The sequence below is a fragment of the Micromonospora sp. NPDC005173 genome (genome assembly GCF_040608515.1).
Lineage (GTDB): Bacteria > Actinomycetota > Actinomycetes > Mycobacteriales > Micromonosporaceae > Micromonospora.
Genome location: NZ_JBEXIK010000057.1, coordinates 1 through 22,302, shown reverse-complemented (window position 1 = coordinate 22,302; position 22,302 = coordinate 1). Strand labels below are relative to the sequence as shown.

The 22,302-nt window shown below is 68.3% G+C and carries 18 protein-coding genes and 2 pseudogenes; 10 read left to right on the top strand and 10 right to left on the bottom strand.

Annotation, left to right across the window (positions count from 1 at the left end; genetic code table 11):
• Complete coding sequence (locus tag ABZV00_RS33700; RefSeq protein WP_355613715.1) at nt 1-561, bottom strand: hypothetical protein; 561 nt, start codon at nt 559-561, stop codon at nt 1-3.
• Nucleotides 562-672: 111 nt separating this feature from the next.
• Here ABZV00_RS33700 and ABZV00_RS33695 point away from each other — a divergent pair, with 111 nt between their 5' ends.
• Complete coding sequence (locus ABZV00_RS33695) at nt 673-1,281, top strand: TetR/AcrR family transcriptional regulator (protein WP_355613713.1); 609 nt, start codon at nt 673-675, stop codon at nt 1,279-1,281.
• 2 nt (nt 1,282-1,283) lie between these two features.
• Here the strand turns inward: ABZV00_RS33695 and ABZV00_RS33690 are convergent, their stop codons facing one another.
• Nucleotides 1,284-2,702: a pyridoxal-dependent decarboxylase gene (locus tag ABZV00_RS33690; protein ID WP_355613711.1), complete on the bottom strand. Its 1,419-nt coding sequence runs from the start codon at nt 2,700-2,702 to the stop codon at nt 1,284-1,286.
• A 118-nt stretch (nt 2,703-2,820) separates the two neighbouring features.
• A complete protein-coding gene (locus ABZV00_RS33685) occupies nt 2,821-4,056 on the bottom strand; it encodes a low temperature requirement protein A (RefSeq protein ID WP_355613709.1) in 1,236 nt (411 codons plus the stop codon).
• 165 nt (nt 4,057-4,221) lie between these two features.
• On the opposite strand from ABZV00_RS33685, the gene ABZV00_RS33680 reads away from it, so the two are divergent.
• On the top strand, nt 4,222-4,959 hold the full coding sequence (locus ABZV00_RS33680; RefSeq protein ID WP_355613752.1) for a VOC family protein: 738 nt from the start codon (nt 4,222-4,224) through the stop codon (nt 4,957-4,959).
• Between the two features lie 56 nt (nt 4,960-5,015).
• Here the strand turns inward: ABZV00_RS33680 and ABZV00_RS33675 are convergent, their stop codons facing one another.
• Both ABZV00_RS33675 and ABZV00_RS33670 read right to left on the bottom strand, forming a co-directional pair.
• Nucleotides 5,016-5,366, bottom strand: coding sequence for a DUF1801 domain-containing protein (locus ABZV00_RS33675; protein WP_355613707.1), 351 nt, complete (start codon nt 5,364-5,366; stop codon nt 5,016-5,018).
• A gap of 81 nt (nt 5,367-5,447) precedes the next feature.
• A complete protein-coding gene (locus ABZV00_RS33670) occupies nt 5,448-6,044 on the bottom strand; it encodes a dihydrofolate reductase family protein (RefSeq protein WP_355613705.1) in 597 nt (198 codons plus the stop codon).
• Between the two features lie 137 nt (nt 6,045-6,181).
• On the opposite strand from ABZV00_RS33670, the gene ABZV00_RS33665 reads away from it, so the two are divergent.
• A complete protein-coding gene (locus tag ABZV00_RS33665) occupies nt 6,182-8,914 on the top strand; it encodes a LuxR C-terminal-related transcriptional regulator (protein ID WP_355613703.1) in 2,733 nt (910 codons plus the stop codon).
• 261 nt (nt 8,915-9,175) lie between these two features.
• Here the strand turns inward: ABZV00_RS33665 and ABZV00_RS33660 are convergent, their stop codons facing one another.
• Entirely contained in the window at nt 9,176-10,225 is a 1,050-nt protein-coding gene (locus tag ABZV00_RS33660) for an aldo/keto reductase (protein ID WP_355613701.1), read from the bottom strand.
• A 116-nt stretch (nt 10,226-10,341) separates the two neighbouring features.
• On the opposite strand from ABZV00_RS33660, the gene ABZV00_RS33655 reads away from it, so the two are divergent.
• Nucleotides 10,342-10,818, top strand: coding sequence for a MerR family transcriptional regulator (locus ABZV00_RS33655; protein WP_355613700.1), 477 nt, complete (start codon nt 10,342-10,344; stop codon nt 10,816-10,818).
• Between the two features lie 365 nt (nt 10,819-11,183).
• On the opposite strand, the gene ABZV00_RS33650 is transcribed toward ABZV00_RS33655, so the two are convergent.
• The gene (locus ABZV00_RS33650; protein ID WP_355613698.1) at nt 11,184-11,615 is read right to left on the bottom strand and encodes a MerR family transcriptional regulator; all 432 of its coding nucleotides are present in this window, start codon (nt 11,613-11,615) and stop codon (nt 11,184-11,186) included.
• Nucleotides 11,616-11,785: 170 nt separating this feature from the next.
• On the opposite strand from ABZV00_RS33650, the gene ABZV00_RS33645 reads away from it, so the two are divergent.
• Nucleotides 11,786-12,910 carry an NADH:flavin oxidoreductase gene (locus ABZV00_RS33645; RefSeq protein ID WP_355613696.1) on the top strand — a complete coding sequence of 375 codons (1,125 nt, stop codon included), beginning with the start codon at nt 11,786-11,788 and terminating at the stop codon, nt 12,908-12,910.
• A 763-nt stretch (nt 12,911-13,673) separates the two neighbouring features.
• Nucleotides 13,674-14,744, top strand: a complete 1,071-nt coding sequence (locus tag ABZV00_RS33640) for a hypothetical protein (RefSeq protein ID WP_355613694.1) — start codon at nt 13,674-13,676, stop codon at nt 14,742-14,744.
• A 561-nt stretch (nt 14,745-15,305) separates the two neighbouring features.
• On the opposite strand, the pseudogene ABZV00_RS33635 reads toward ABZV00_RS33640, so the two are convergent.
• Together ABZV00_RS33635 and ABZV00_RS33630 are read right to left on the bottom strand one after the other, a co-directional pair.
• A pseudogene (locus ABZV00_RS33635) lies at nt 15,306-15,516 on the bottom strand (hypothetical protein); the annotation flags it as partial.
• Nucleotides 15,517-15,520: 4 nt separating this feature from the next.
• A complete protein-coding gene (locus tag ABZV00_RS33630) occupies nt 15,521-19,309 on the bottom strand; it encodes a helix-turn-helix domain-containing protein (protein WP_355613692.1) in 3,789 nt (1,262 codons plus the stop codon).
• Between the two features lie 637 nt (nt 19,310-19,946).
• Here ABZV00_RS33630 and ABZV00_RS33625 point away from each other — a divergent pair.
• The 3 genes and pseudogenes from ABZV00_RS33625 to ABZV00_RS33615 all read left to right on the top strand — a co-directional run.
• Nucleotides 19,947-20,558 carry a peptidoglycan-binding protein gene (locus ABZV00_RS33625; RefSeq protein WP_355613691.1) on the top strand — a complete coding sequence of 204 codons (612 nt, stop codon included), beginning with the start codon at nt 19,947-19,949 and terminating at the stop codon, nt 20,556-20,558.
• A gap of 22 nt (nt 20,559-20,580) precedes the next feature.
• Nucleotides 20,581-21,123 (top strand): peptidoglycan-binding domain-containing protein, encoded by a 543-nt coding sequence (locus tag ABZV00_RS33620; RefSeq protein WP_355613690.1) that lies wholly within the window; start codon nt 20,581-20,583, stop codon nt 21,121-21,123.
• 6 nt (nt 21,124-21,129) lie between these two features.
• Nucleotides 21,130-21,318 (top strand): annotated as a pseudogene (locus ABZV00_RS33615) (transposase); the annotation flags it as partial.
• Here ABZV00_RS33615 and ABZV00_RS33610 read toward each other — a convergent pair.
• On the bottom strand, nt 21,297-21,755 hold the full coding sequence (locus ABZV00_RS33610) for a glutaredoxin domain-containing protein (protein ID WP_355613688.1): 459 nt from the start codon (nt 21,753-21,755) through the stop codon (nt 21,297-21,299). The pseudogene ABZV00_RS33615 and the gene ABZV00_RS33610 overlap by 22 nt on opposite strands.
• Before the next feature lie 130 nt (nt 21,756-21,885).
• Here ABZV00_RS33610 and ABZV00_RS33605 point away from each other — a divergent pair, with 130 nt between their 5' ends.
• On the top strand, nt 21,886-22,158 hold the full coding sequence (locus tag ABZV00_RS33605) for a hypothetical protein (protein WP_328415281.1): 273 nt from the start codon (nt 21,886-21,888) through the stop codon (nt 22,156-22,158).
• Nucleotides 22,159-22,302 lie beyond the last annotated feature (144 nt).

Below are 22,302 nucleotides of genomic sequence, written 5' to 3'. Positions count from 1 at the left end.
TCAGTTGCCCTTCGCGCTGCGGCCGAGCCGGAAGGCGGCGATGAGGAAGAAGATGGCGCCGGGGATGGCGTAGCCAGCCGCGTTGGTCAGTGACGGGTTGTCGGCGGAAGCAGCCGCGATGAAGGACCCACCAGCCAGAACCGAGATGCCGCCACTGATGATCATCGGCCACTGGCCACCCATCTTGCGCCGAGTGACACCGACGATGAGCTGGACCAGCCCGGCCACGATCGCCCAGGCGCCCCACACCCGCAGCACCGCGGGGATACCGGACGCACAGGCGACACCCACGCCGACGGCGGTGATCAGGCTGACCGCGATGTTCACGTACAGCAGGGCTGGCGAGCCGGTGGTCCGCGACGAACGAAGGTCGTAGATTGCGGCGCCCACGTCGAACAGCGGGTAGAGCACGAAGAGCGCCACCGTGAGCGGGCCGATCTCCGTGGCGGTCGCGATCGTCACGAGTGCCCACACGATGGCGAACGCGAAGCGGGTGAAGTACAGCCGCCGCAGTGCGGAGGCGGTCTGGGAGATGCCGGGCGAAGCAGCAATGGTGGTCACGGTGACCCTTTCAGGGGGGCTTTGGGAGACCGAACGTTCTGTCACGCTCCAGCATGGCGATCTCGGCTGCAACTGTCAATACCGAACGTTCTATCCGCTAAGCTGGTCGGTATGACGCGCGGCGAACCCGGCACCCGGCCCTCTGAGGCGCGACTCCGGCTCCTCACCACGGCAACCAGGGTCTTCTACGCGGAGGGCATCCACTCCGTCGGCGTTGACCGGATCACCGCCGAGGCACAAGTGACCCGGGCCACCTTCTACCGGCACTTCCCCAGCAAGGACGACCTCATCCTCGCCTACCTGCGGGAAGTCCATCAGATGGAGCGCAGCGCGGTCGACGCGGCCATCGCCACCAACCCATCACCAGTCGATGCTCTCCTGGCCGTTGCTGGCTCCATCGCCGAGAACATCCAGTCCCCCAGGTTCCGCGGATGCGCCTTCCTGAACGCCGCGGCGGAGTATCCCGACACCGACCATCCCGTGCACCAGGAGATCATCGCCCACCGGCAATGGTTCCTGGACACGCTCGCCAGGCTGATGGCGCAGGTCCACGAGGAAACGGCGGATCCCGCCGCGCGCCACTTCGTCATGCTTCGCGACGGCGCCATGGCAGCCGGATGCCTTTTCGACCCCGCGCTGGTGTCCGAGACCTTCCTCCGCGGGATCGAAGGACTCCTGCGGATCAACACCGAGCGCCAGTCGACCGAATCCGCCCGCTAGTACTACGACAGCGGTCTTGGATCTCGCCTGGGCTGTGGGCGACCAGGCCGTTGCTGCCCGGCGAGGCGGGTGATCGCGGCGATCGATCGGTCTACATCTGCTTCGGTCGTGGTGGCGTTCGACACCGAGATCCGCATCAGCCGCCGTCCTCGCCACGTTGTCCCGCCTACCCAGCAGGTGCCATCAGCCTGGACCGCAGCCACCACCCGGTCGGTGCTCGCGTCGTCGCCGAAGCCGACCAGCACCTGGTTGAGGACCACCTCGTTCGCCACCTCGAACCCAGCCATCGTCAGGCCGGCGGCGAACCGGCGAGCCAGTTCGCAGCAACGGTCGACCAGTGCGGCGACCCCGTCGCTGCCCAGCTCCCGCAGTCCGGCCCAGACGGCGAACCCCCGGGCCCGGCGTGAGGACTCGGCGGTAAAATCCGCTCCTGCCGGCGCCCCGCCGGAACCGACCAGGTACGCGGCGCTGTAGGACATCGCCGCTGCATGTACGTCGGGCCGGGCGCAGAACGCGAACGCCGAGTCGTACGGAAGATTGAGCCACTTGTGACCGTCGCAGGCCCACGAGTCCGCCAGTTCCAGCCCGTCCACCAGATGCCGGGTGGCGGGGCTGGCCGCCGCCCACAGCCCGAATGCCCCATCCACGTGCGCCCATCCACCGTGCAGCTGAATCAGTTCGCAGGCCTCCCGGAGCTGGTCGCAGGCGCCGGTGTTCACGTTTCCGGCCTGCAGGCAGACGATGGTGGGGCCGGGCGTGCCGGCCCGTAGCGCCTCCCGTAGCGACCCGAGGTCGATGGCGCCGTTCGGCCCGGCGGACACCGGGTGCACCACGTCGGTCCCGAGGCCGAGCAGACGCAGCGACCGGTCGATGGTCCCGTGCCGCTCCTGCCCAGCGATCACACGGATCGGTGGCGCCCCGAGCAGCCCGCGCCGTTCCACGTCCCAGCCCGCGTCCGCCAGCACCTGGTGCCGGGCGGCGGCGAGCCCGGCGGTGTTGGCCGCCTGGGCACCGGTGACGAACCCGACCGACGCCGACGCCGGGATCCCCAGCAATTCCTTCAACCAGGCACCGGCGGCAGCTTCGGCCGCGATGGCGGCCGGCGACGTGACCGCGTTGGTCGCGAGCTGGTCCCAACCAGCGGCGACGATGTCGGCCGCGGTCGCCGCCGGCAACGCGCCGCCGACCACGAACCCGAAGTACCGTGGGCCGGCGCTGGCCACCAGCCCCGGCTCGGCCGCAGCGACCAGATCCGCAAGCACCTGCTCCGGCGGGCGCGACGCGGAGGGCAATGGGCCGGAGAAGGCCTCGGCCAGCGCCGCCTGGTCGATGGGAACTCCGACCGGGCGGTCCGACAGCGACGTTCGGTAGTCCGCTACATGCTCGGCCGCCGAGCGGAACAGGTGCCCGAAGTCTGCCACCGACGCAGCCTATCGTCGAGCCATCGAGCTTCCGCCGCTCAGCGTTGCCGCAGACCGAGAAGGGCAACTATCTGTTGCACCGCTCGCCGTACTCCAGAGTCGGCACGGCCGCGTGCGGTCACGCCTCGGAGTCGCGATCGCCGGATGCCTCCCGCCCGATCGGCGAGGTGGAAACCTCCAGCGGCCGTCCCCGACTCCGCAGTGCGTCGAGTAGCGCGACCAGGGCCAGCACTCCGGCCACCACGCTCAGCCCGGCCATCGGCGCCCAGCGGGCCAACGCCGGCGTGAACAGCAGTAGGGCCACCAAGCCGATCACCCCGGATCGGGAGATCCGGCCGAAGATCTCGTACTCCAGCCGCATACGGGCGACGAGGAAGAGCACCGGCCCGCCTACCACGAACAGAAGCCAACTGGGTCGCGGCAGCCCGAACGGATGATCGATCACCAGCTCGTAACCGACCGCGGTGACGAGCACGCTGAGCACGATCAGCAAATGCGTCCGTTCCGACGCCGTGCCCAGCCGGGCGGGCATACCCGCCCGATCCAACGCCTCGGTCAGCAGCAGACCGGCGCGGTGGAAGTAGATCCGCCAGAGCAGCGCGCTGGTGACGAACGCGACTCCGAAGGCGGCTGCCCGCTCCGCGGAGTAGTCCGTGCCGCCGAAAACCATGCCGATGACCAAAATCGACTCACCGAGTGCGATGAGAAACATCTGCTGGTGACGGTCGGCAAGGTGCGTCCCCGCGATCCGCCAGCGGCCCACCGCTGAGGCCCCGAGCCACGGCAGCGGCCAGCCCAGGGCCCAGGCGAGGTAGTCGACAGCGAGGGCGGCAGCCCAGAGCGGCAGGCGAAGTCGGTCCGGACCCAACGCGCCGGCCAGCCACAGCGGCGCGCTTGCCGCAGCCCACGCGGCAAGCCGGAACGGCACCAGCCGTCGCGGATGGCCACGCAGCGCGGCGGCGACCACCAGCGGCCGCACCACCATCACCATCAGGTATGCGACCGCGAACGGCAGCGCCCGCTCCTCCATACCGCGTGGCAGCGTCACCGCCATGACCAGGCCGGCGAACATCGTGCCGACCACGACAGCCTGGATGATCGACTGCTCTGGTTCGTAGCGACTGGTGATCCAGGTGGTGTGCGACCAGATCAGCCAGAGCGCCAGGAAGAGCAGCAGGGTACGACCGAACCCTTCGACGAGCGCCCAGCCAGTGTCATCGCTCAGGTCGGCGAATCGTTGCGAGACCCGGGTGAGGGCCACGACGAAGGCCAGATCGAAGAAGAGTTCCAGGAACGTGGCGCGGCCCGAACTCGTGGGAGGGCGCAGCAGTTCGGCACCGCGTCGCGCCGCCATCGTCCGCCTCCGTCCGCCCCTTGTCGCACCAACGAATCGGCTGCCAGAGGGGTTGCGTGCGCCTACCCCCACCGGCACCTTGCCGTGGTCGCCTACGCCGCAGTCGGGGACAGCGTCGACAGGTCGGGCACCACCGCCGACTCGACGGGCCCTAACATCGCCTGCATGGCAACGCGGCTCGTGCAAATCAACATGAAGGCTCGGGACGACTCCGCACTGGGCGGTTTCTGGGCGAAGGCGCTCGGCTGGGAAGTCTCCAGCGAGGGACGTGGCGTGACCAACCTCGAACCCGAGGGCTTCGTCTACCCCGACCCCGTCGCTGTCTGCCTCGATCTCGTCGTCTCCGCGGAACCCAAGACGGTGAAGAACCGCGTGCACGTCGACCTCGCCACCACCTCGGCTGCCCATCAGGCGGAGGTGGTGGCGCGCCTGGAGGATCTCGGCGCAACACCTGCCGACGTGGGCCAGGGCGACGTCCCATGGACGGTCATGGTCGACCCAGAGGGCAACGAGTTCTGCGTGCTGGACCCCCGACCGATCTACCGAGACACCGGGCCGATCGCCGCGGTAGTGGTCGACTGCGCGGATCCGCGCGCCATGGCCCGCTTCTGGGGCGAGGCCACGGACTGGGCCGTGCACGAGGTGACCGACAACACGGCCGTACTGCGCTCCGCCAAGGGCGTCGGCCCCTATCTGGAGTTCATCCGCACACCCGACGTGAAGACCGTGTGGAACCGCGTCCATCTCGACGTTCGCCCATACCCAGGTGACGACGTGGAGGCCGAGGCGGCCAGACTGCGAACTCTCGGCGCGACCGCCATCGACCTAGGTCAGGACGATGTCCCGTGGATCGTCCTGGCAGACCCGGAAGGCAACGAGTTCTGCCTCCTCACCCCAGGCTGACCCGACCACTCGTCAGCCGCTCACCACGGCCACCAGCCCCGACTGTGCGACGCGCCCTAGACGGTGCCGGCAGCCGTGGTCTTTCCCAGGATGCTGGCGATTGCGTCGTAGTCGACGTCTTGCCCTTCCTTGATGTCGACACTTTTGCGCTCGCCGTTGCCCATGGCCCGGAGGAATCCCTTGACCTCAGGGATGTCCGTTGCGTTGAAGACCATGAACGAGACCTTGGACTTGGCTACCGCGATGACGGCCGCGTAGTGGCCATCCTTGATGTAGTGCGGCTTGCCGTACTGGAGCCGTTCCTCGACACCTGGAATGGTCTGGTCGATCATCGCACGCAGTTTTTCACATACGTCGATCTGCCACGGCTGCGTCTTGTTGATGTACTGGGTGACATCGTCGTCCACGGTCTTCTCCTTCGTCACTGTTCGCTGGAAAGCACGGGTCTCTGAACGTGTCGTAGCCGAGGGTCGAGTGCCGCCTCGCTCCTACCCCTCACCGCCCGGGGTTCCGGCCTCCTGCTCCCACCCGACGAGCTTGTCCGCGGTGGGGGCGTAGGTCAGCACGACCACGCCCGAGTCGAACGCCTGCGCGCCGGCCAGCCGGAGGACCGCCGGCTTACCTGACTCCTCGAAGAGGCGCACGCCACCGCCCATCACGACGGGGTAGGTGACCAGGCGCAGTTCGTCGACGAGTTCGTTGCGCAGCAGCCACCTGACGAGTGCGACGCTACCGTAGATCAGGATGTCGCCGTTCGCCTCGGCCTTCAGCTTGGTGATCGTCTCGGCGACGTTCTCGCTGATGACGGTGGTGTTGTTCCACTCGCCTCGGTCCAGCGTCGTCGAGACGACGTACTTGGGCATGCTGTTCATCTTGTCGGCGAAGCCCGCCTCGTCGGTCATGTTCGGCCAGGACGCGGCGAACCCCTCATAGGTGACCCGGCCGAGCAGCAGCGCGTCGGCGGCCTGAAGCTGCGCCAGCCCGGTCCGCATGGAGTCCTCGCTGACGAATTGGAAGGTGAACCGCTGCGGGTCGTCGACGACCCCGTCGGCGGTGGTGAAGATGGACAGAACGACGCGTCCCATGATGTCTCCCACGTGGTCTCGGTGAACTCAGGTAGAGCCTGCTGCACCAGCGGCGGGACGGGCATCGGTGGCGATCACGCATTCCACCACTCAGTGGACTACGCACTACTGACCCGGTGTCGGGCAGGATGGCGCCCATGGCCGTCACGCATCCCGCCGGAGCGTCGAAGCGCGAGATCGAAGTGCTCGTCATGCTCGGCGCGCGGCTGTCCAACGCCGACATCGCCGGCAGGCTGCACATCTCCGTGCGGACCGTGGAGAATCACGTCTCCTCACTGCTGCGCAAGTACGGCGTCGCCGACCGGAGGGCGCTCGGCGAGCTCGCCGTACAGGTGCAGGCGGGGGCGCCGGTGCCTGGGCGGCTGACCGGCCTGCCATCGGCACTCACCACATTCGTGGGTAGGAGCGCGGAGCGCGAACACCTGATGGAGACGCTGCGCGGCGCCCGACTCGTGACCGTGGTGGGACCAGGCGGGATGGGGAAGACCCGGCTGGCGGGCCAGATCGCCGGGGCGGCAGGGCCCTCCTTTCCCGGCGGCGGCGCGTTCGTCGACCTCGTCCCGGCCCGTGGCGGGTACGTCGCACAGGCCGTGGCCACGGCGCTCGGCGTCAGCGAGCGCCCCCAGCAGTCGCTGGAGGACGCTGTGGTGGAGCGGCTCGGAGAGAGTCGGTCGCTGCTGGTTCTGGACAACTGCGAGCATGTGATCGACGTGGTGGCACCGTTCGCGGAGCGGGTGCTGGCCGCCTGCCCGCGTACCCACATCCTCGCCACCAGCAGGGAACGCCTCGGCGTACGGGGCGAGCGTGCCGTACCGCTGGGCCCGCTGCCGCTGGAGTCCGACGCGGAGCGACTCTTCATCGACCGCGCTACCGCCGCGGACCCCGGGTTCGGGGCGGACCCCGTGGTGGTCGCCAAGCTGTGCGCGCGACTGGACGGTATGCCGCTGGCGATCGAGTTGGCCGCGGCCCGCAGTGCCACCCTGGGCGAGAACGGGTTGTTGGCCGCGCTCGACGACCAGCTACGGCTGGTGGCCGGCGGTAGGGGTGTGGACTCGCGGCACCGCTCGCTGCGCGCGGTCATCGGCTGGAGCCACGACCTGCTCGATGGCGAGGAACAGGCACTGTTCCGGCGGCTCGCCGTCTTCGCCGGGGCGTTCGACCTCGCCGCCGTCGCCGGGGTGAGCCCTGCCGGGAGCAGCCGCGGTGCGGTTGCCGACGTGCTTGGCCGGCTGGCGGACAAGAGCCTGGTCAGCGTGCACCGCCGGGGCGGAACGGCCCGGTGGCGACTGCTGCAGACGGTGCGCGCGTTCGCCATCGAACAGCTGGACGTGTCAGGCGAGCGGCCGAAGATCCAGGACCGGCACCTGCGCTGGGCGGCGGACGTCGCCACCGAGCTGGAGACGAGGCTGGACGGCAACGAGTGGTACGAAGAGTTCGACGGCGTCGCCGACGATCTGAGGGCCGCCCTCGCCGTCGCCCCCGAAGGCCCGGGCGAGCTGCCGCACCGGCTGGCCCGGGCACTGGCACACCTCGCCTACTCGCGGCGGTTCCTGATGGAATCGCTCGGCCATTACCGGACCGCCGCCGAGCAGGCCCCCGCCCCCGGCGAGGCCGCGGCGGACCTCTACGCCGCCTCCGCCGTTACCCATGCCATTGGCGACGGCCAGCGGTCCTTCGACCTGTTGCTCGCCTCCGCGCAGCGGGGGCGAGCGGCCGGGGATCGCAGGGCCACGGCCATCGCGCTGTCGCAGGCGGTCACCGCCGCCAGGAGACTCTCATCAACCGCGGTGCCGCACGTGCGCCTGCGTGGCCTCCTTGACGAAGCGGCGTCCGCCGCCGGCGGGTCGAGCGACACCGTGGTGGTGGCCCGCCTCGCCGAGGCGGCGGCCTGGGCCGCGACCTCCGACAGGTACGAGGCCGACCCGGCGCTCGCCGAGATCGCCGTGAAAGCCGCCCGTGCCACCGGCGACCCGGTGCTGATCAGCGCGGCTCTGGACGTGGTGGCCACCGCGGACCTCGTGGCGGGGCGACCCGCGGAGGTGCGCCGCGTCACGGACGAACGGTTGTCCCTGCTGCGCGCGATGTCCCGGCACGACCCGCACGCCGGCCCCGAGATCGTCGACACGTACCGGATGGCCCACCTGGCTGCCCTCGGCGTCGGCGACCTGCCGGCCGCTCTGTCGATCGGCCGGCGGACCATGGACGACGACCTCGCCGGCAACTCCTACCAATCCGCCGCCCTCCTGATCACGCCGCTGGTGCTCAGCGGACGCTTCGACGAGGCGCTGCGGATGGCGGGCACCGCGTGGGACGGCTGGCTGCGGGCCGGCCGCCCGCTCATCCGCTCGATGATGCCGCCGATGGCCGCCGTCGCCCTCGTCCACGGCCTGCGCGGCAATGGTGAGGGGCATGCGCTGTGGCGTTCCCGCGCAATCGAGGTCATCGGGGAGCTACCCCCGCACTCCACGTTCGTGACGATGGTGGACGCGCGGCTCGCCTTACACGCCGGGCGGGTCGAGGACGCCGCCGCACTGGTCCGCCAGACGTACAACAGCATCCGCAGCTGGTCTCCGCCCTACTCGCAGGCCGTGGGCGCCGAGCTGGCCGTCGTCGCCAAACTCCCCGACGCCCCGGATCTGCTGTCGGCCGCCGAACGGCACGAGAGCGCGTGGGCCGCCGCCTGCACCGCCCGGGCACGAGGCCGCCTGTACGGCGACACCGCAGCCCTCACCGCCGCCGTGGCGGGGTGGGAGCACATCGGTGCCCGGTTCGAACGGGCGTCCACGCTCCTGCTGCTGCCGGACCGTGCCGCCGAAGGCCGCCGGGACCTCGACGCTCTCGGCGTCGAGGTCCCGGCTCAACGAGTTTGATAAGCGCCGGGCCCGTCCCGCTGCGACCGTCAGCGTTCTCCTACCACGTCGGACAGTGAATAGCCGGGTGCGCTGAACGTGCCACTGCGCTCAGAGCCCGCCGCGAAATTGGTTGGTCCGTTTCGGGACGGATGCGCTGTCTGGGGCGGTGTCGGTGACAGATCCACAGTGCACGGTGTGGTTCCAGTCGCCGCGGAAGGGGTCTCTGAGGGGACGCCCGTCTGCCTCGATTCAGCATCTGACCCACCACGGTCAGCTCACTCAGGCTGCGGCGCGGTCGGTGAGTGGGCGGCGACGCCGTGCGGTGTCGGTCAGTGAACGCGGGGGCAGAGGTGCGTTGGGGTTGTACAGGTTGGTTCCGGGCGGCACGATCTCGTCGATTCGGTCGAGGGTCGCATCGTCCAGGGTGAGTGCGGCGCCCTTGAGGAGATCCTCCAGCTGGGGCATGGTCCGCGGTCCGATGATCGCCGAGGTGATGGCCGGATGGGCCACGGTGAACGCAATGGCGAGCTGTGGGAGGGTGCAGCCGATGGTTTCCGCGAGTTCGACGAGCTGCTCGACGACGTCGAGCTTCGCGGCGTTTTCTGCGATCGTGGGATCGAATCGTTCCGGCCGGATTGTGGGACGGCCGGTTGACAGGTCGATGGGCTGGTTCTTGCGGTACTTGCCGGTGAGGAACCCGAAGGCCAGTGGGCTCCAGACCAGCACACCCATTTCGTAGCGCTGGCAGACGGGCAGGACCGAGGCCTCGATCCCGCGGGCCAGGATCGAATACGGCGGCTGCTCGGTGCGGAAGCGTCCGAGGCCACGACGCTCGGAGACGTGATGCGCCTCGACGATCTCCTCAGCCGGGAACGTCGAGCAGCCGAAAGCGCGGATCTTCCCCTGGTGTACGAGGTCGCTGAGCACCGAGAGCGTCTCCTCGATGTCGGTCGAGTCGTCGGGGCGGTGGACCTGGTAGAGGTCGATCCAGTCGGTGTTCAGGCGCCGGAGGCTGTCCTCAACCGCCTTGAGGATCCAACGGCGCGAGTTGCCACTTCGGTTGCGGCCCTCGCCCATCTGGAAGTGCACCTTGGTGGCGAGTACGACGTCATCACGGCGCCCCCGCAGCGCCTTCCCCACGATCTCCTCGGACTCTCCCTGTCCATACATGTCAGCGGTATCGACGAAGTTGATCCCCTCGTCCAGAGCCGTGTGAATAATACGGACACAATCGCCGTGGTCGGAGTTGCAGCCATCCTGGAACATCATGGTCCCGAGGCAGTAGGCACTGACTTCGATACCGGTCCCGCCGAGGGTGCGATAGCGCATGGTGATGCTTCCCTTACTGGTTCAGCCGTGATTACACAGAGCGACAAAAGCGTCGATCGCACGGGGAACCCTAGGATCTAGAGTCGGCTCTAGGTCAAGCCGCTACCGTGAGCGGCATGGCTGAGGTCACCACGAGTCTGAGCATCGGGCAGGTCGCCGAACGCACCGGATTGAGCGTGCACGCGCTGCGCTTCTACGAGCACGAGGGCCTCTTCATCAACCCTGTGCGGCGCGGACCTGGCGGGCGCCGCGTCTACAGCCAGGATGACGTGGACTGGCTCACCGTCTGCATCATCTTGCGCGCCTCCGGCATGCCCCTGCCCGCGCTACGCCGATACGCCGACCTCGTGCGGCAAGGAGCCGGAAACGAGGAGGAACGACTCACGCTCATGCGTGAGCACCAAGCCCACGTCACCACTCAGATCGGCAAACTCGCCGAATGCCTGGACCTGATCAGGTTCAAGGTCGGAGTGTATGAGGACCTCCTCGACCCAGACAGCGCCGCCGACCACCAATGCCACGCTCCAACCCCTTCGGCACCGGCGCACCCGACCGAGATCCGCATCGGCTACGCGCGGGTGTCGGGCTCGTGAACACGGCGCCGTCCGGGCTGACGCCACCAGCGCCGACGTCATCCTGCTGATCGCGCCCAACTACGTCACCAGCTACGTTCCCGGACGCCTCGCCTGACCTGTGGCAGCGATACCTTGCCATCATCGCCGACGGCCTACGCCCAGATGGGCGCCCACCACTGCCTCACCCACCGCCGGTCGCTCCTTGACGCCCCACCACAGGGACCGCCGCTGGCTTTGCCACTGAGTTCCGGAGCCAGCGAGATCTTGCCGATCTCTATGTTGTAAGTGTCGGTGCCACCGTCGGTTCCGAGGGCTTGCCGTGTCGGTCAACGGGGCTTCCGTCCACACATGGTGACGAGTCGCGTGAAGCTGAACGCGCGTTGTCAGCGACGATGCTGGCGTGGTGGTACGGGTGGCTGCCCGAGGCTTGCTGGGAGGTCGACCGCCTCGTCGTGGCAGGGCCGCCCCGCATTCCCGGCGGCGGTGGCCCTGGAAATGATGGCCTCGAGTCGGTCGCGGGCACCCACGAGCCCGCTGATCTCCGTGTCGATGCGTTTGTGCTCGGCCGACAGCTGGTCGAGCATCGCCGGTACCACCTTGCCCGTCTCGAAAGACGGCAGCAGGCCCACAATCGTCCTGCTCGTCATTCCTGCCACGTACAGCTGCTGAATCAGTCGAACGCGGTCGACCGCGCTGTCCGGATAATGCCGCTGACCGCTGGAGCTGCGTTCGGAAGCGAGCAGGTTCTGCTCCTCGTAGTAGCGCAGTGCCCGCACGCTCACGCCGGCACGAGCGGCGAGTTCACCGATACGCATCAACGCCTCCTACGTGACCCCTGTCACGTCACTTGCCTCTGACGTCAACGTCAGCTTTTAGCTTTGCGTCGCAACCATATCTCGTGTCATCGCAGGTCGGACAACGTGCGGTTGCAATGGCCCACGACCGCCTCGCGTATCGCGCGAAGGCACGAACAAGGAGTTTTTCTGTGATCCCGTCCAGTGCTGCCCTCCGCACAAGCCAGATCTTCCAGCGCCCCATGACCGTCGGCAGCCTCACCGTGAAGAACCGCATCGTCATGGCGCCGATGACTCGTGAATTCTCGCCCGGCGGTGTCCCAGGTACCGATGTGGCGCAGTACTACGCACGCCGGGCGGCCGGCGGAGTGGGTCTGATCATCACCGAGGGCACTTACATCGACCACCCCTCCGCGGGTGACAGCGACCGAGTACCGCGATTCCACGGCGAGAAAGCCCTGGCGGCCTGGGAACATGTGGCGACGGAAGTCCACCGTGCGGGCGGAAAAATCATTCCCCAGCTCTGGCACGTCGGGATGGTCCGTCCCGCCGGCGCTCCGCCGTTCCCCGAAGCCGTCCCGATGGGCCCCTCCGGGATCGGCCTGGACGGCAGCCGGTCAGGCAAGGCGATGACCCAGGACGACGTGGACGCGGTGGTCGGTGCCTACGCCGACGCTGCCGGCACTGCCGAACGCCTCGGCTTCGACGGCATCGAACTACACGCCGGTCACGGCTACCTGATCGACCAGTTCCTCTGGGCACACACCAACCGCCGCAGCGACCGGTACGGCGGCGACCTGGCCTCCAGAGCCCGCTTCGCCGCTGAGGTCGTGGCCGCCTGCCGCAAGGCCGTCGCCCCTGACTTCCCAATCGTGTTCCGGTTCTCCCAGTGGAAGGCCGACAACTATGGCGCCCGGCTCGCCGAGACCCCTGAGCAACTCGAAGCCATCCTGACGCCGCTCGTGGAAGCCGGGGTGGACGCCTTCCACGCCTCCACCCGACGTTACTGGCTCCCGGAGTTCGACGGCTCCGACCTCAACATGGCCGGGTGGGCGAAGAAACTCACCGGCAAGCCGACCATCACCGTCGGTTCCGTGGGTCTCAGCGAAGATGTCATCGCAACGCAGCAAGGCGGGAAGGAAGCTCGGGTCGCCGGCATCGAGCGGCTGCTGGACCGCCTCGAACGCGACGAATTCGATCTCGTCGCCGTCGGTCGTGCCCTCCTCGCCGACCCGGAATGGGTGCAGAAGATCCTCGCCGGGCGCATCGACGCGCTTGTGCCCCACACCTTCGAACAGCTCGGTGTCTTGCGCTGACGAGCACCCAGCCCGGAACGAGTCATTCTCCGTGCTGCTGCTCGACCGGCCGACCGCGGTGCGTCGTACTGACTTCGCTGCGCCACCTGCCTGCGGGCACACGGACGTGGCCGCCCGGCCCGTACGGGCCGGGCGGCCCTTCGCATGACAGGCGGCCTACGCCTGGCAGGCGCCCTCCCAAGGTCGTCTGGACCATGGCGTGCGTGACCAGCAGGTCTGCTGCCAGTCGGCGACGGAGCGGTGTTCGGTCTCCGTTGAACACCCCCATACGTATCGGCGGTCGCCGTGGCCCCTGTCGTGCTGAATCTGTTTGAGCGGGTTTCCGGCCGCGGCAGCCAGGCTGGCCGCGCCGTGGCGCAGGCGGCCGGGAAGGCGAAGACGTCGCGCGGGGCGAAGTCGCACCGGTCACCTCGACCAAGCCTGGCCGGGCTGCGGTCGTACCACCAGCTAACAGGTAGCCGCGATCCGCGTGCTACGCACCGTCGCGCCGGCCGTGCGGCTCGGCTCGGTAGCCGGGCCGGGCGTTGCGAGCGACAGCCAGTTGCAGAAGCCGGCAGTAGAGAAGTCCTCACCACGCGCCGGCGAATACAGCACGTAGCGAATACGGGCGGGCATCTCCCGGGTCGGCCCGTCGCCGCCGTCGCCGTGCCCGAACAGCAGCGAGGGGGTGGCGCGACCCTTGTCGAGGCCCCGTGCGCCCGCCGGTGCCGTTCACGCCAACCGCGATGGACACCACCACCACCGCTGAGGCAGGATGCGCGGGATGTCCGCACCGATCCTGCGCCCCGCCAGCGTCGCCGCACTGCTGTCCGTCGTCCTGGTGGCCGGTTGTGGAACTCCGCGGCGGCCGATGGCCGCCGCACCCACGTCCGGCGTCCCCGCCGCGGGCACAGCGGCGGCGCCGAGCGCCGTACCGGCCCCGAGCCCGTCCGCGCGGACCGGCATTGGCGCCCGGCCGCGGCCGGGCGTCGCGGCCTGCTCCGTGTTCCCGGCCGACAACGTGTGGCACGCCGATGTCTCCCGGCGACCCGTGCACTCCCGCTCGGCGGCGATCATCGGCACCATCGGCCCGGCCTCCGCCGTGCACGCCGATTTCGGCGCCGGCACGTGGCAGGGCGCGTCGATCGGCATCCCGATCACTGTCGTCGCCGGCGGGCAGCGGCGGGTCCAGGTCACCTTCGAGTACAGCGGCGAAAGCGACCCCGGGCCGTATCCGATCCCGCCGGACGCGGCGGTCGAGGGCGGGCCACGCGGCGACGGTGACCGGCACGTCATCGTTTGGGACCGCGACGCATGCCGCGCATACGAGCTGTTCGACGCCCATCCGGTCGGCGCGGGCTGGCGGGCGGGCTCTGGGGCGGTCTTCGATCTGCGCTCCAACCGGATGCGGCCAGCCGGTTGGACCTCCGCCGACGCCGCCGGGCTCTCGATCCTCGCCGGTCTGGTCCGCTATGACGAGGTGGCCGCCGGGCAGATCGACCACGCGATCCGGGTCACCGTGCCGCGCACCCGCACCGGCTGGACCTGGCCGGCGTCCCACTCCGCCTCCGGCAACACGGAGTCGTCCCTGCCCCAGTTGGGTCAGCGGCTGCGACTCAAGCGCTCGGTCGACGTCGCCCGGCTACCCCGGCAGGCCAGGATCGTGGCTGAGGCGATGCAGCGGTACGGCGTCATCGTCGCTGACCACGGCTCGGCGTGGTTCATCTCGGGCGCACCCGACAGGCGGTGGGACAACGATGCGCTGCACACGTTGGGCGGCCTGCGCGGCAATGACTTCGAGGTGGTCGATGTGGCCGGAATGATGGTGAGCCGCACCTCCGGCGCGACACGCTGACTTCGAAGGTTAGGGCGCAGCCTTGTAGCAGGAAGATCGACGACGAACGACGCCGTGGACCAGCTCCCGTCAGAGCGCAAATGCCCGGCGCCAGCGAGCAGGTCACGGGCCGCTTAAGAGACGGCCAACAGGCTCGTGCCGGCGGGGCTTCCTCATGTTCGTCGAGACATTCTGCCAGCGGCGGGCCGACGAGCGAACTCGGCCAGTATGGCTTCGATCCCAAGGAGTTCGTCGTCGTGGCCCGCTCCTTGCCCGGCCTCACGCCGGTCGGAAACGCGAGGATCGAACGTCCGTTGGCCGACGTCATCGCGGCCGTTGCCGCGTCACGGGATGAACTCGTCCACCAGGCTCCGAGCAGAGCCGGGCACTGATGACACGGCGCGGCTCGTAAGGGCTACAGCAGTGTCCCGACAGCCGCGCCTCGACGTCCGCGAAGAGGATCGCTGCGCCTTTGAACCCGCTGGCTGGCATTGGTCCGGTTCTCTCGTACCAGCCAGCCAACCGGAAGGCGAGGGATCAGACATCTAGCAACGGTGCGGTGTGGCCCCAGGCCGGCGCGGTTCAGCCATGGCCGCCAAAGAGCAACTGGCAAAGCGGCAAGGCCTGCGGCTGCGGACCTCGCCTCGTACCAGCCCTGAAGAAGATTGCCTTTGAGGAGACCTGCGCGTGGGTCTCCATCGCCACCGAGAAAGCAGGCATGCCAGAGAACCCGCATGGCGACTCTCGGGTGGACGTCGAGGTCGGCCGGCAGCCTGGCACAGGTACGCCGCGCGCCGTCAGCGACTCGGCGGTGCAGCACAGGAGGGCTTATATGGTTCCGTGGAAATGTGTGTAGCCCATTCCTGTCGGGTCAGGTTGCGGTCGGCGGCGACGCAGATCTGGGCCTTGGCAGCATGGAGATTGAACGACCAGCTGATGATTCGGCCGTCCTCGGCGCCGGAAATGAGGTTTCCGGCCGGGGTGAAGGCGAGCCCGCGGATTCTTGCGGTATGGCCGGTGAGGGTGACGACGTGCTGGCGGGTGCTGGTGTCCCAGACGATGATGGTGTGGTCGTCGCCGGCGGAGGCGAGACGGCGGCCGTCTCGGCTGATGGCGAGGACCTGGACGGGCGCGGTATGGCCACTCAGTACGGCTGTTTCCCGACCGGTCGCGGCGTCCCACAGTTTGATGGTGCGGCTGTCACCCGCGGTGGCCAGCCAGCTGCCGTCGGGGCTGACCACGATATCCTGCACCGTGCTCTGCTGGGCGTTGACCCGGTTGAGCAGCTTTCCAGTAGTGATATCCCACGTGTTGATATAGCCGCCCACGCTCGCCCCTAGGAGTCGACGCCCGTCCGGGGTGAAGGCCAACGACGTGACGATGCGGGCCGGGAACCTGGCGGTTATTTCGGACGGTTTGTTTATGTCCGTGACGTCCCACAAGGCAGGGCCGAGAGTGGCGGCTGCGAGGATACGGCCATCGGGATCGAAGTCAACGTCCGTCGAGGCACCGACTCCTTTGGTCGGGAAGGGCCGGGTCACATGCTTGCGGCCCTGGATGTCCCAGATCGTGACGATGTTATTTCGGGTGACCGCGGCGAGCAGGCGTCCGTCCGGGCTGAAAGCGACGGCCTGAACCTCGTCTGGATGCCCACCCAGTGTGACCAGGAACTTCCCGTGTGCGTCCCACAGCCGAACTGTCCTGTCGCTGCCCGCTGAGGCGATGGTGCTTCCGTCCGGACTGACCTTGACGTCCTTCACCTGTGCCGTGAACCCGGTGAATGGGGCGTGGCCGAGGTCGTGGAGCACGATGGTTCCGTTGAACCCGGCTGAGGCGAGCATGGCTGCGTCCTGGCTCATCGCGACGGAGGCCGTCTCGCTGCGGCCCCGGTCCTGGTAGGTCTGCAGGGGCTCGCGGCGTCGCAGGTCCCAGATGGTGATCACGCCGTTTTCGTCGGCCACGGCGAGTTTGTCGTCCACAGGAGCGGAGATCGACCACGCATAGCGGCCCGACAGGGGCAACGGCGGGAGCGGAACCGGCCGGTCGTCGCCAAGGTTCCACAGGTACACCCCTCGATCGTGCGCCAAACCGGCGAGAACATATCCGGAATGCCCGAAGGCGACCGAGAAGATGTGCTCGGTAGGCAGGTGGGCAATCGGTCTGCGTTTTGCCACGTCCCACACGGTCGGGTTCTCTTTCCCGTTGGCGGACACGAGGAGCCTGCCATCGTGGCTGAAGGTCAGGGACGCGACCGGCACGTGGTGCCCGCGGAGCAGCGTGCGGGTCCCGGAGTGCAGGTCGTATAGGGCAATGTCGCCGGGTTTTGGGGTGTCCGCGCTGGCCCCGGAGCCGCCCGCGCCACTCGCGAAGCCGACGGCGACCGTTGTTCCGTCGGAGCTGAAGGCCGTGCCGGAGGCGAGGTTGTTCTCCTCCAGCCAGGTGATCTGCTGGCGTGTGTGGACGTCCCAGACGATGATGGAACCTTTGGTTCCATCAACCCCGACGGAGACGAGCAGCTTTCCATCGCTGGCGAAGGCCAGGTTCGCGACCCGGCCGGCGTGCCCCAGCAGTGTGGCGATGCGTTCACCGCGCGCGGGGTCCCACAGCCCGATGGTGCCGTCCGCGGTGGCGGAGGCGAGTAGGGAATGGTCAGGGTTGAACGCGACGGCGTAGATAGACGGTCCGCCGACGTTGAGTTCGGTGTGGCGAGGCGCGGCTGCCGCGCTCAGCACGCTCCCCCGACTCTCGTTGCTGGAGTGGAGGTGATCCGCTTCGACGGCCAGCAGGCCGGCCAGTTCCGGATCGGTGGCGAGCAGAGATCGCGCCTGTAGCGACAGCTCGCTGGAGTGCGCGACCACCTGCTGCCGGCGGGCGTCCTGGCGCTGCCGCACCGCCACCGCGCCGCCCAGTAGGGCGAGTACCAAGAGGACGGAAACGCCTGCGACGAGGCGCTTGAGGAGACGGGCGTGGCGCCGGGCCTTGTCCTGTTCGGCTTCGGCGAGAGCATTGCTGGCGCGCAGGAAGTCGCGCTCGTGCTGGTTCAACTCGTCGCGACGGTCATCGGCGAACGCACGCGCGGCAACCAACTGGGCGCCCCGGTACAGGGCTCCGGGATCGCGGTGCAATGAAGTCCAGGTGTGGGCGGCGTCGGTGAGCCGCCGGTGGATGAGCAGGCTCGCACGGTCGTCGGTGAGCCATCGGTGTAGCCGTGGCCAGGCACTGATCAGCGCCTCATGGGCCACCGATACAGTGCCGTCGCCCAGGACCACCAGCCGGGCCGCGGCCAACTGGTCCAGGACCCTGATCGTGACGGCCTCATCGGCGATACCCTCGAGTTCCGTTCGCGCGACGGGCCGGCGGGTGTCCTCGGTGCCATCGCCGAAGGCCGTGAGCCGGAGAAAGATCCGGCGAGCGGCTCGCTGCTCCGCTGCCCCGAACTCGGCATAGACCCGCTCGGCGGTCTGGGCGACCGCCCCCCGTACGCCCCCGCTTGCGTGATAGGCCGACAGGGTGAGGGTCGCCCCGCTTCGTCGCTGCCACGTCTCCAGCAGCGCGTGCGACACCAGTGGCAACGCGCCCGGCTCGTCGGCGGCATCAGCGAGCACCGTGGTCAGCAGATCGGATTCCACTCCCATTCCGACTTGCGCGGCGGGCCGGGTAACAATCTCACGCAGATCAGCGGTGGTCACCGGGCCTACCATCAGGTGCCCTTCGTCGCCCAGTGCGTCGGTCAGGCCCGAATATTTCATGAGGTGAGCGAGGAAGTCGGCGCGCACGCCGAGCATCACAGTGGCACGACGGTCCGAACCCTGAGTGGCGTCCAGCAGCGCTTCGATGAACTTGCGGCGTTCGTCCTTGTCGACGCAGAGGGTGAAGATTTCCTCGAACTGGTCCACCACCAACAGTGCCCGGGTTTGCGGGTGACCGGCGGCCAAGGTGGTACGTAGGGCGATGTCCAGGCCGGCTGAGTCCTCCGTCAGCTCTTGGCGCACCTGCTCGACGTCCTGACCGGACAACTTCGCAACCTCGGCCGACAAGGCCTCGAGCGGGTGCTCGGTCGGCGTCATCAACATGGTCCGCCAACGCTGCGTTGCCCGGCGATCGGCTGCGATGGTGCCCAGCAGACCAGCCCGCAGCAACGAGGACTTCCCGCTACCGGATGCCCCGATGAGACAGCTCAGTGGCAGCCGCTCGACCCGATTCAGTAGCCGGTCAACCAACTCTGAGCGGCCGAAGAACCACTGCGCCTGCTCAGGCTGGAACGACGTCAACCCCTGATAGGGGGAGCGCTCCTCATCGCGAACTGGCGTCGCCGATGCAGCCATTGCATTCGCGATGGCCGACCACCTTGCCCGCCACTCGTCGGCATCGCCACCGCACGCCTCGACGTACGCCAACGTCACCTCGAGCGAGGGCAGCCGGTCACCCTTCGCCGCATCCGCCAAGGTGCTCGCCGAGTAGTGCGCGCGCCGAGCCAGAACCCGATAGCTCGGGCTGCCGGCCCGCTCCCGCAACTGGCGCAGCTGCCACGCCAGCCGGTGGACCGGGCCCGCCTTCGGGTCCAGGGGCGTTTCCCGACGGCCCAACACCAACCTCCAAGTCCTGCCTCCAGGCAGACTCCCCCACCGCGCACCCGTGGCGGGCTTCGTGCCGTCAGGCATCCGCTGCCCATCGTTTGGATCGAGGGCAGTATCAGGGACTTCGCGTGCCGGCTGCGGGGCGGGGGTCGCCGTTCAAGGGGTCGGTGGCTGGTCGCTCCGTACGGCCTGCGGGCACGCCTCTGACCAGCGCACACGCCAAGCTTTGTCCGACGTTGTTTGTCCGGTGCGTGCCACGCTACCGGTCAACGCATGCACAGTCCACCGTGGACACGGCGAACAACCTCGGTGGCCGCCACCACGACGGATTGCCGTGCGGGATCCGTCATAGGCCCCGGGAATCAATGTCTGGCCACTGAAGTAGCTACGGCCCGCTGACCGATGGCGGCCCCCGCATCGCCGTGTTCGGCCCAGACGTAGGAGAAGGGAGCGAAACAGCCATGCTGAAGTAAGGAGGTGCGCGCCGGGGGTCGCGACATCGCGGTTTTCAGCCGAACCTTCCGGTCTGCATATCGGGTGAACTCTCAGGGCTTTCGTCGCACGAGCGAGCCCGGCATGCACGATCAACGCTGCGATTTGCATCCTTTCGGGGCGCGCCGAAGATTGATGGAAATCAAGGAGCAGCGTGACGGAAAAGCGGGCGCCAGTAACACACGCGGCATCATGCTTCCGTTCACCTTTCGAGAACAGGGTCTACATGAATCAAACCGAGAGTACGGTCCGGCGGCGCAGCAGGGTACTCGCATCGCGGGTGGTCCTCGCGCTGGCTGTGGTGCTGGGAGCCTCCCTGGTCACAGCGAGCCCTGCGTCGGCGCATACCGCTTACCCCGGCCTTCACATGCTCTGCAAGGAAGCCACCCCATGCATCAACAGCGGCAATCTGGTGCGCTTCTGGCAGCGGCACCTCTGGGCGGATGAAGGCTACAGCGACATTGACGGGGCGTTTGGATCTAACACTCACAACGCCACGGTCCGCTGGCAGCAGCTGTACAACGCCGCACACCCGGTTGACATCGACGTCGACGGCTGGGTTGGTCCGGAGACCTGGGAAGCGGCGAGCCAGAACTCCGTTTGGGGCTACCACTTCGACAAGTCGGACGGCACTTACTTGTACTACACGTATTACGGACGCAAGGAGGGCCGAACCTTCCTCATTCGGGACAGGATCTCGGACGGAGTCACCTGGTTCAAGATGCCCGGCGACAGATTGTGGACCGACACGAGCCATGGCAGCTGAGAGTTCGGAGGAGAACAAGGGGATGAAGCTTCAATTCGCCGTACCGAAAAAGGCGAAGGGCACCGGCGTGGCCCATGCATCGATGCATGGCCCGAATAAAGTTGCGATGAAAAGGGGTTCCATGAAACGTCTGGCAGCACTGTGCACGTTGCTCGCGGCCGTGATCGCGGGCACGCTCGTCTCCGCCAACCCTGCCTACGCTCGCAGCCAACCCGAGTGCGAGTCCTATACGTACGTCTCGAACCAGGCGGGCTACACGGTCGCCGCGCCGATCGGCAAGTACGGCGCCCTGCCGTGCTCGCTGCTCTGGGGCGACGGCGGGCCGGGCACGCTGGCCCTCCAGTGGGCCCTGAACGACTGCTACCTCGCACCCGCGGGCAAGGCGCGGCTTCAAGAGGACGCGTCGTTCGGCCAATTGACCTTCAACGCGCTGAAGTTCGCCCAGAGCAAGGCGGGCATCAGCGCGGACGGCCAGTTCGGGCCGCAGTCACGCGCGTCCCTGAAGTTCCCCTCCGAAGCCGGCGGCACCAACACCTGCGCCCGCCTGGGGCGTCCGATCGTGTAGTGGTTGATCGCTGACGATGTGTCGGTGGTACGTCGCGGCAAGTTGACCGATAAGGCGTGGGCGGTGATCGCGCCGCTGCTCCCCGAGCCGGGTGAGGCGTGGGGGCGGTGGCGGGATCACCGTCAGGTCATCAACGGGATCCTGTGGAAACTGCGAACCGGTGCGCCGTGGCGCTACCTGCCCGAACTGTATGGGCCGTGGAAGACCCGCTGCTGCTCGCGGAGCCAGGCCCGGTCGGGGTTCACCACAGCCTGACCGCCGAGCACGACGGTGGGCACGGTCTCGTTGCCGCCGGCCACCGCCCGGACGGCCGCAGCACCCGCCGGATCGCGCCAGATGTCCACCCAGTGCGCCCGCCGGGCGAGCCGGCCAAGGGAGAACCGAAGCTGGAGGCAGTAGCGACAGCCAGGTCGCCAGTACACGATCGGCCGGCCATCCGCCGCGCTGGCCCGCTGCGCCTCGGCGGCGTCCACCGACCGGGGGAACGCCCACGGCGACAACAGCAGTGCCAGCGCCAAGAAGACCAGCAACTCGGCGCCGCCGACGACGGGCAAACCGGCGGCCAGTTGCGCCACCGCCACCAGCACACCGCACGCCGCCATCAGGATCGTCAGAGTCCACCGCCGCAGCACGCCGGCGACCCTACCGCCAGACAAGCGGATGGGCCGTCTTCGCTGGTCACCACCCGAGCCAACCCTTGTCACGCCTCATCGATCAGAGCCTGGCATTAGCGCGGTCAGCCCCGATCGGATGATCGAACACATGTACGATGCCGTGGTGGAGGACGTGGCGGGTCGCTGGTGGAACGGCATCTGGGGGCGCTTGGGTCGCCGGGATGTGTGGCTGACCCGTGAGGTTCGGTGGAAGGTCGTAGCCCGTGCCGGCGACAGCGAGAATGGCCGGGTGCTGCGTTGGGAGTTCGACACCGAGGCGGATGCCCTGGCGATGGTCAAACGCCTCCTCGCCGCTGACGCGGGCGGCCAGTGGCGCAAGCAGGCCGGCGACAGCCCAGCGTCTCCGCCGCAGCAGGCATAGTCCGGCCGGCGGAGCGCCCCGAAGGAGCCCCGCCGGCCGAAGGGGCTGTGTCAGGAGCTGCAGGTGTTGAGCATGCTCTGCAGCGCGGACTTCTCGGATGACTGCAGCTTCAGGCTCCAGTTGTACTTCACGGTGATCCACATC

Coding starts and splice junctions, on each gene's coding strand:
- ABZV00_RS33680 (WP_355613752.1), top strand. CDS start 4,222: ATGGCAACGCGGCTCGTGCAAATCAACATGAAGGCTCGGGACGACTCC.
- ABZV00_RS33620 (WP_355613690.1), top strand. CDS start 20,581: ATGAAGCTTCAATTCGCCGTACCGAAAAAGGCGAAGGGCACCGGCGTG.
- ABZV00_RS33695 (WP_355613713.1), top strand. CDS start 673: ATGACGCGCGGCGAACCCGGCACCCGGCCCTCTGAGGCGCGACTCCGG.
- ABZV00_RS33685 (WP_355613709.1), bottom strand. CDS start 4,056: ATGGCGGCGCGACGCGGTGCCGAACTGCTGCGCCCTCCCACGAGTTCG.
- ABZV00_RS33665 (WP_355613703.1), top strand. CDS start 6,182: ATGGCCGTCACGCATCCCGCCGGAGCGTCGAAGCGCGAGATCGAAGTG.
- ABZV00_RS33605 (WP_328415281.1), top strand. CDS start 21,886: ATGTACGATGCCGTGGTGGAGGACGTGGCGGGTCGCTGGTGGAACGGC.
- ABZV00_RS33660 (WP_355613701.1), bottom strand. CDS start 10,225: ATGCGCTATCGCACCCTCGGCGGGACCGGTATCGAAGTCAGTGCCTAC.
- ABZV00_RS33655 (WP_355613700.1), top strand. CDS start 10,342: ATGGCTGAGGTCACCACGAGTCTGAGCATCGGGCAGGTCGCCGAACGC.
- ABZV00_RS33650 (WP_355613698.1), bottom strand. CDS start 11,615: ATGCGTATCGGTGAACTCGCCGCTCGTGCCGGCGTGAGCGTGCGGGCA.
- ABZV00_RS33640 (WP_355613694.1), top strand. CDS start 13,674: ATGTCCGCACCGATCCTGCGCCCCGCCAGCGTCGCCGCACTGCTGTCC.
- ABZV00_RS33670 (WP_355613705.1), bottom strand. CDS start 6,044: ATGGGACGCGTCGTTCTGTCCATCTTCACCACCGCCGACGGGGTCGTC.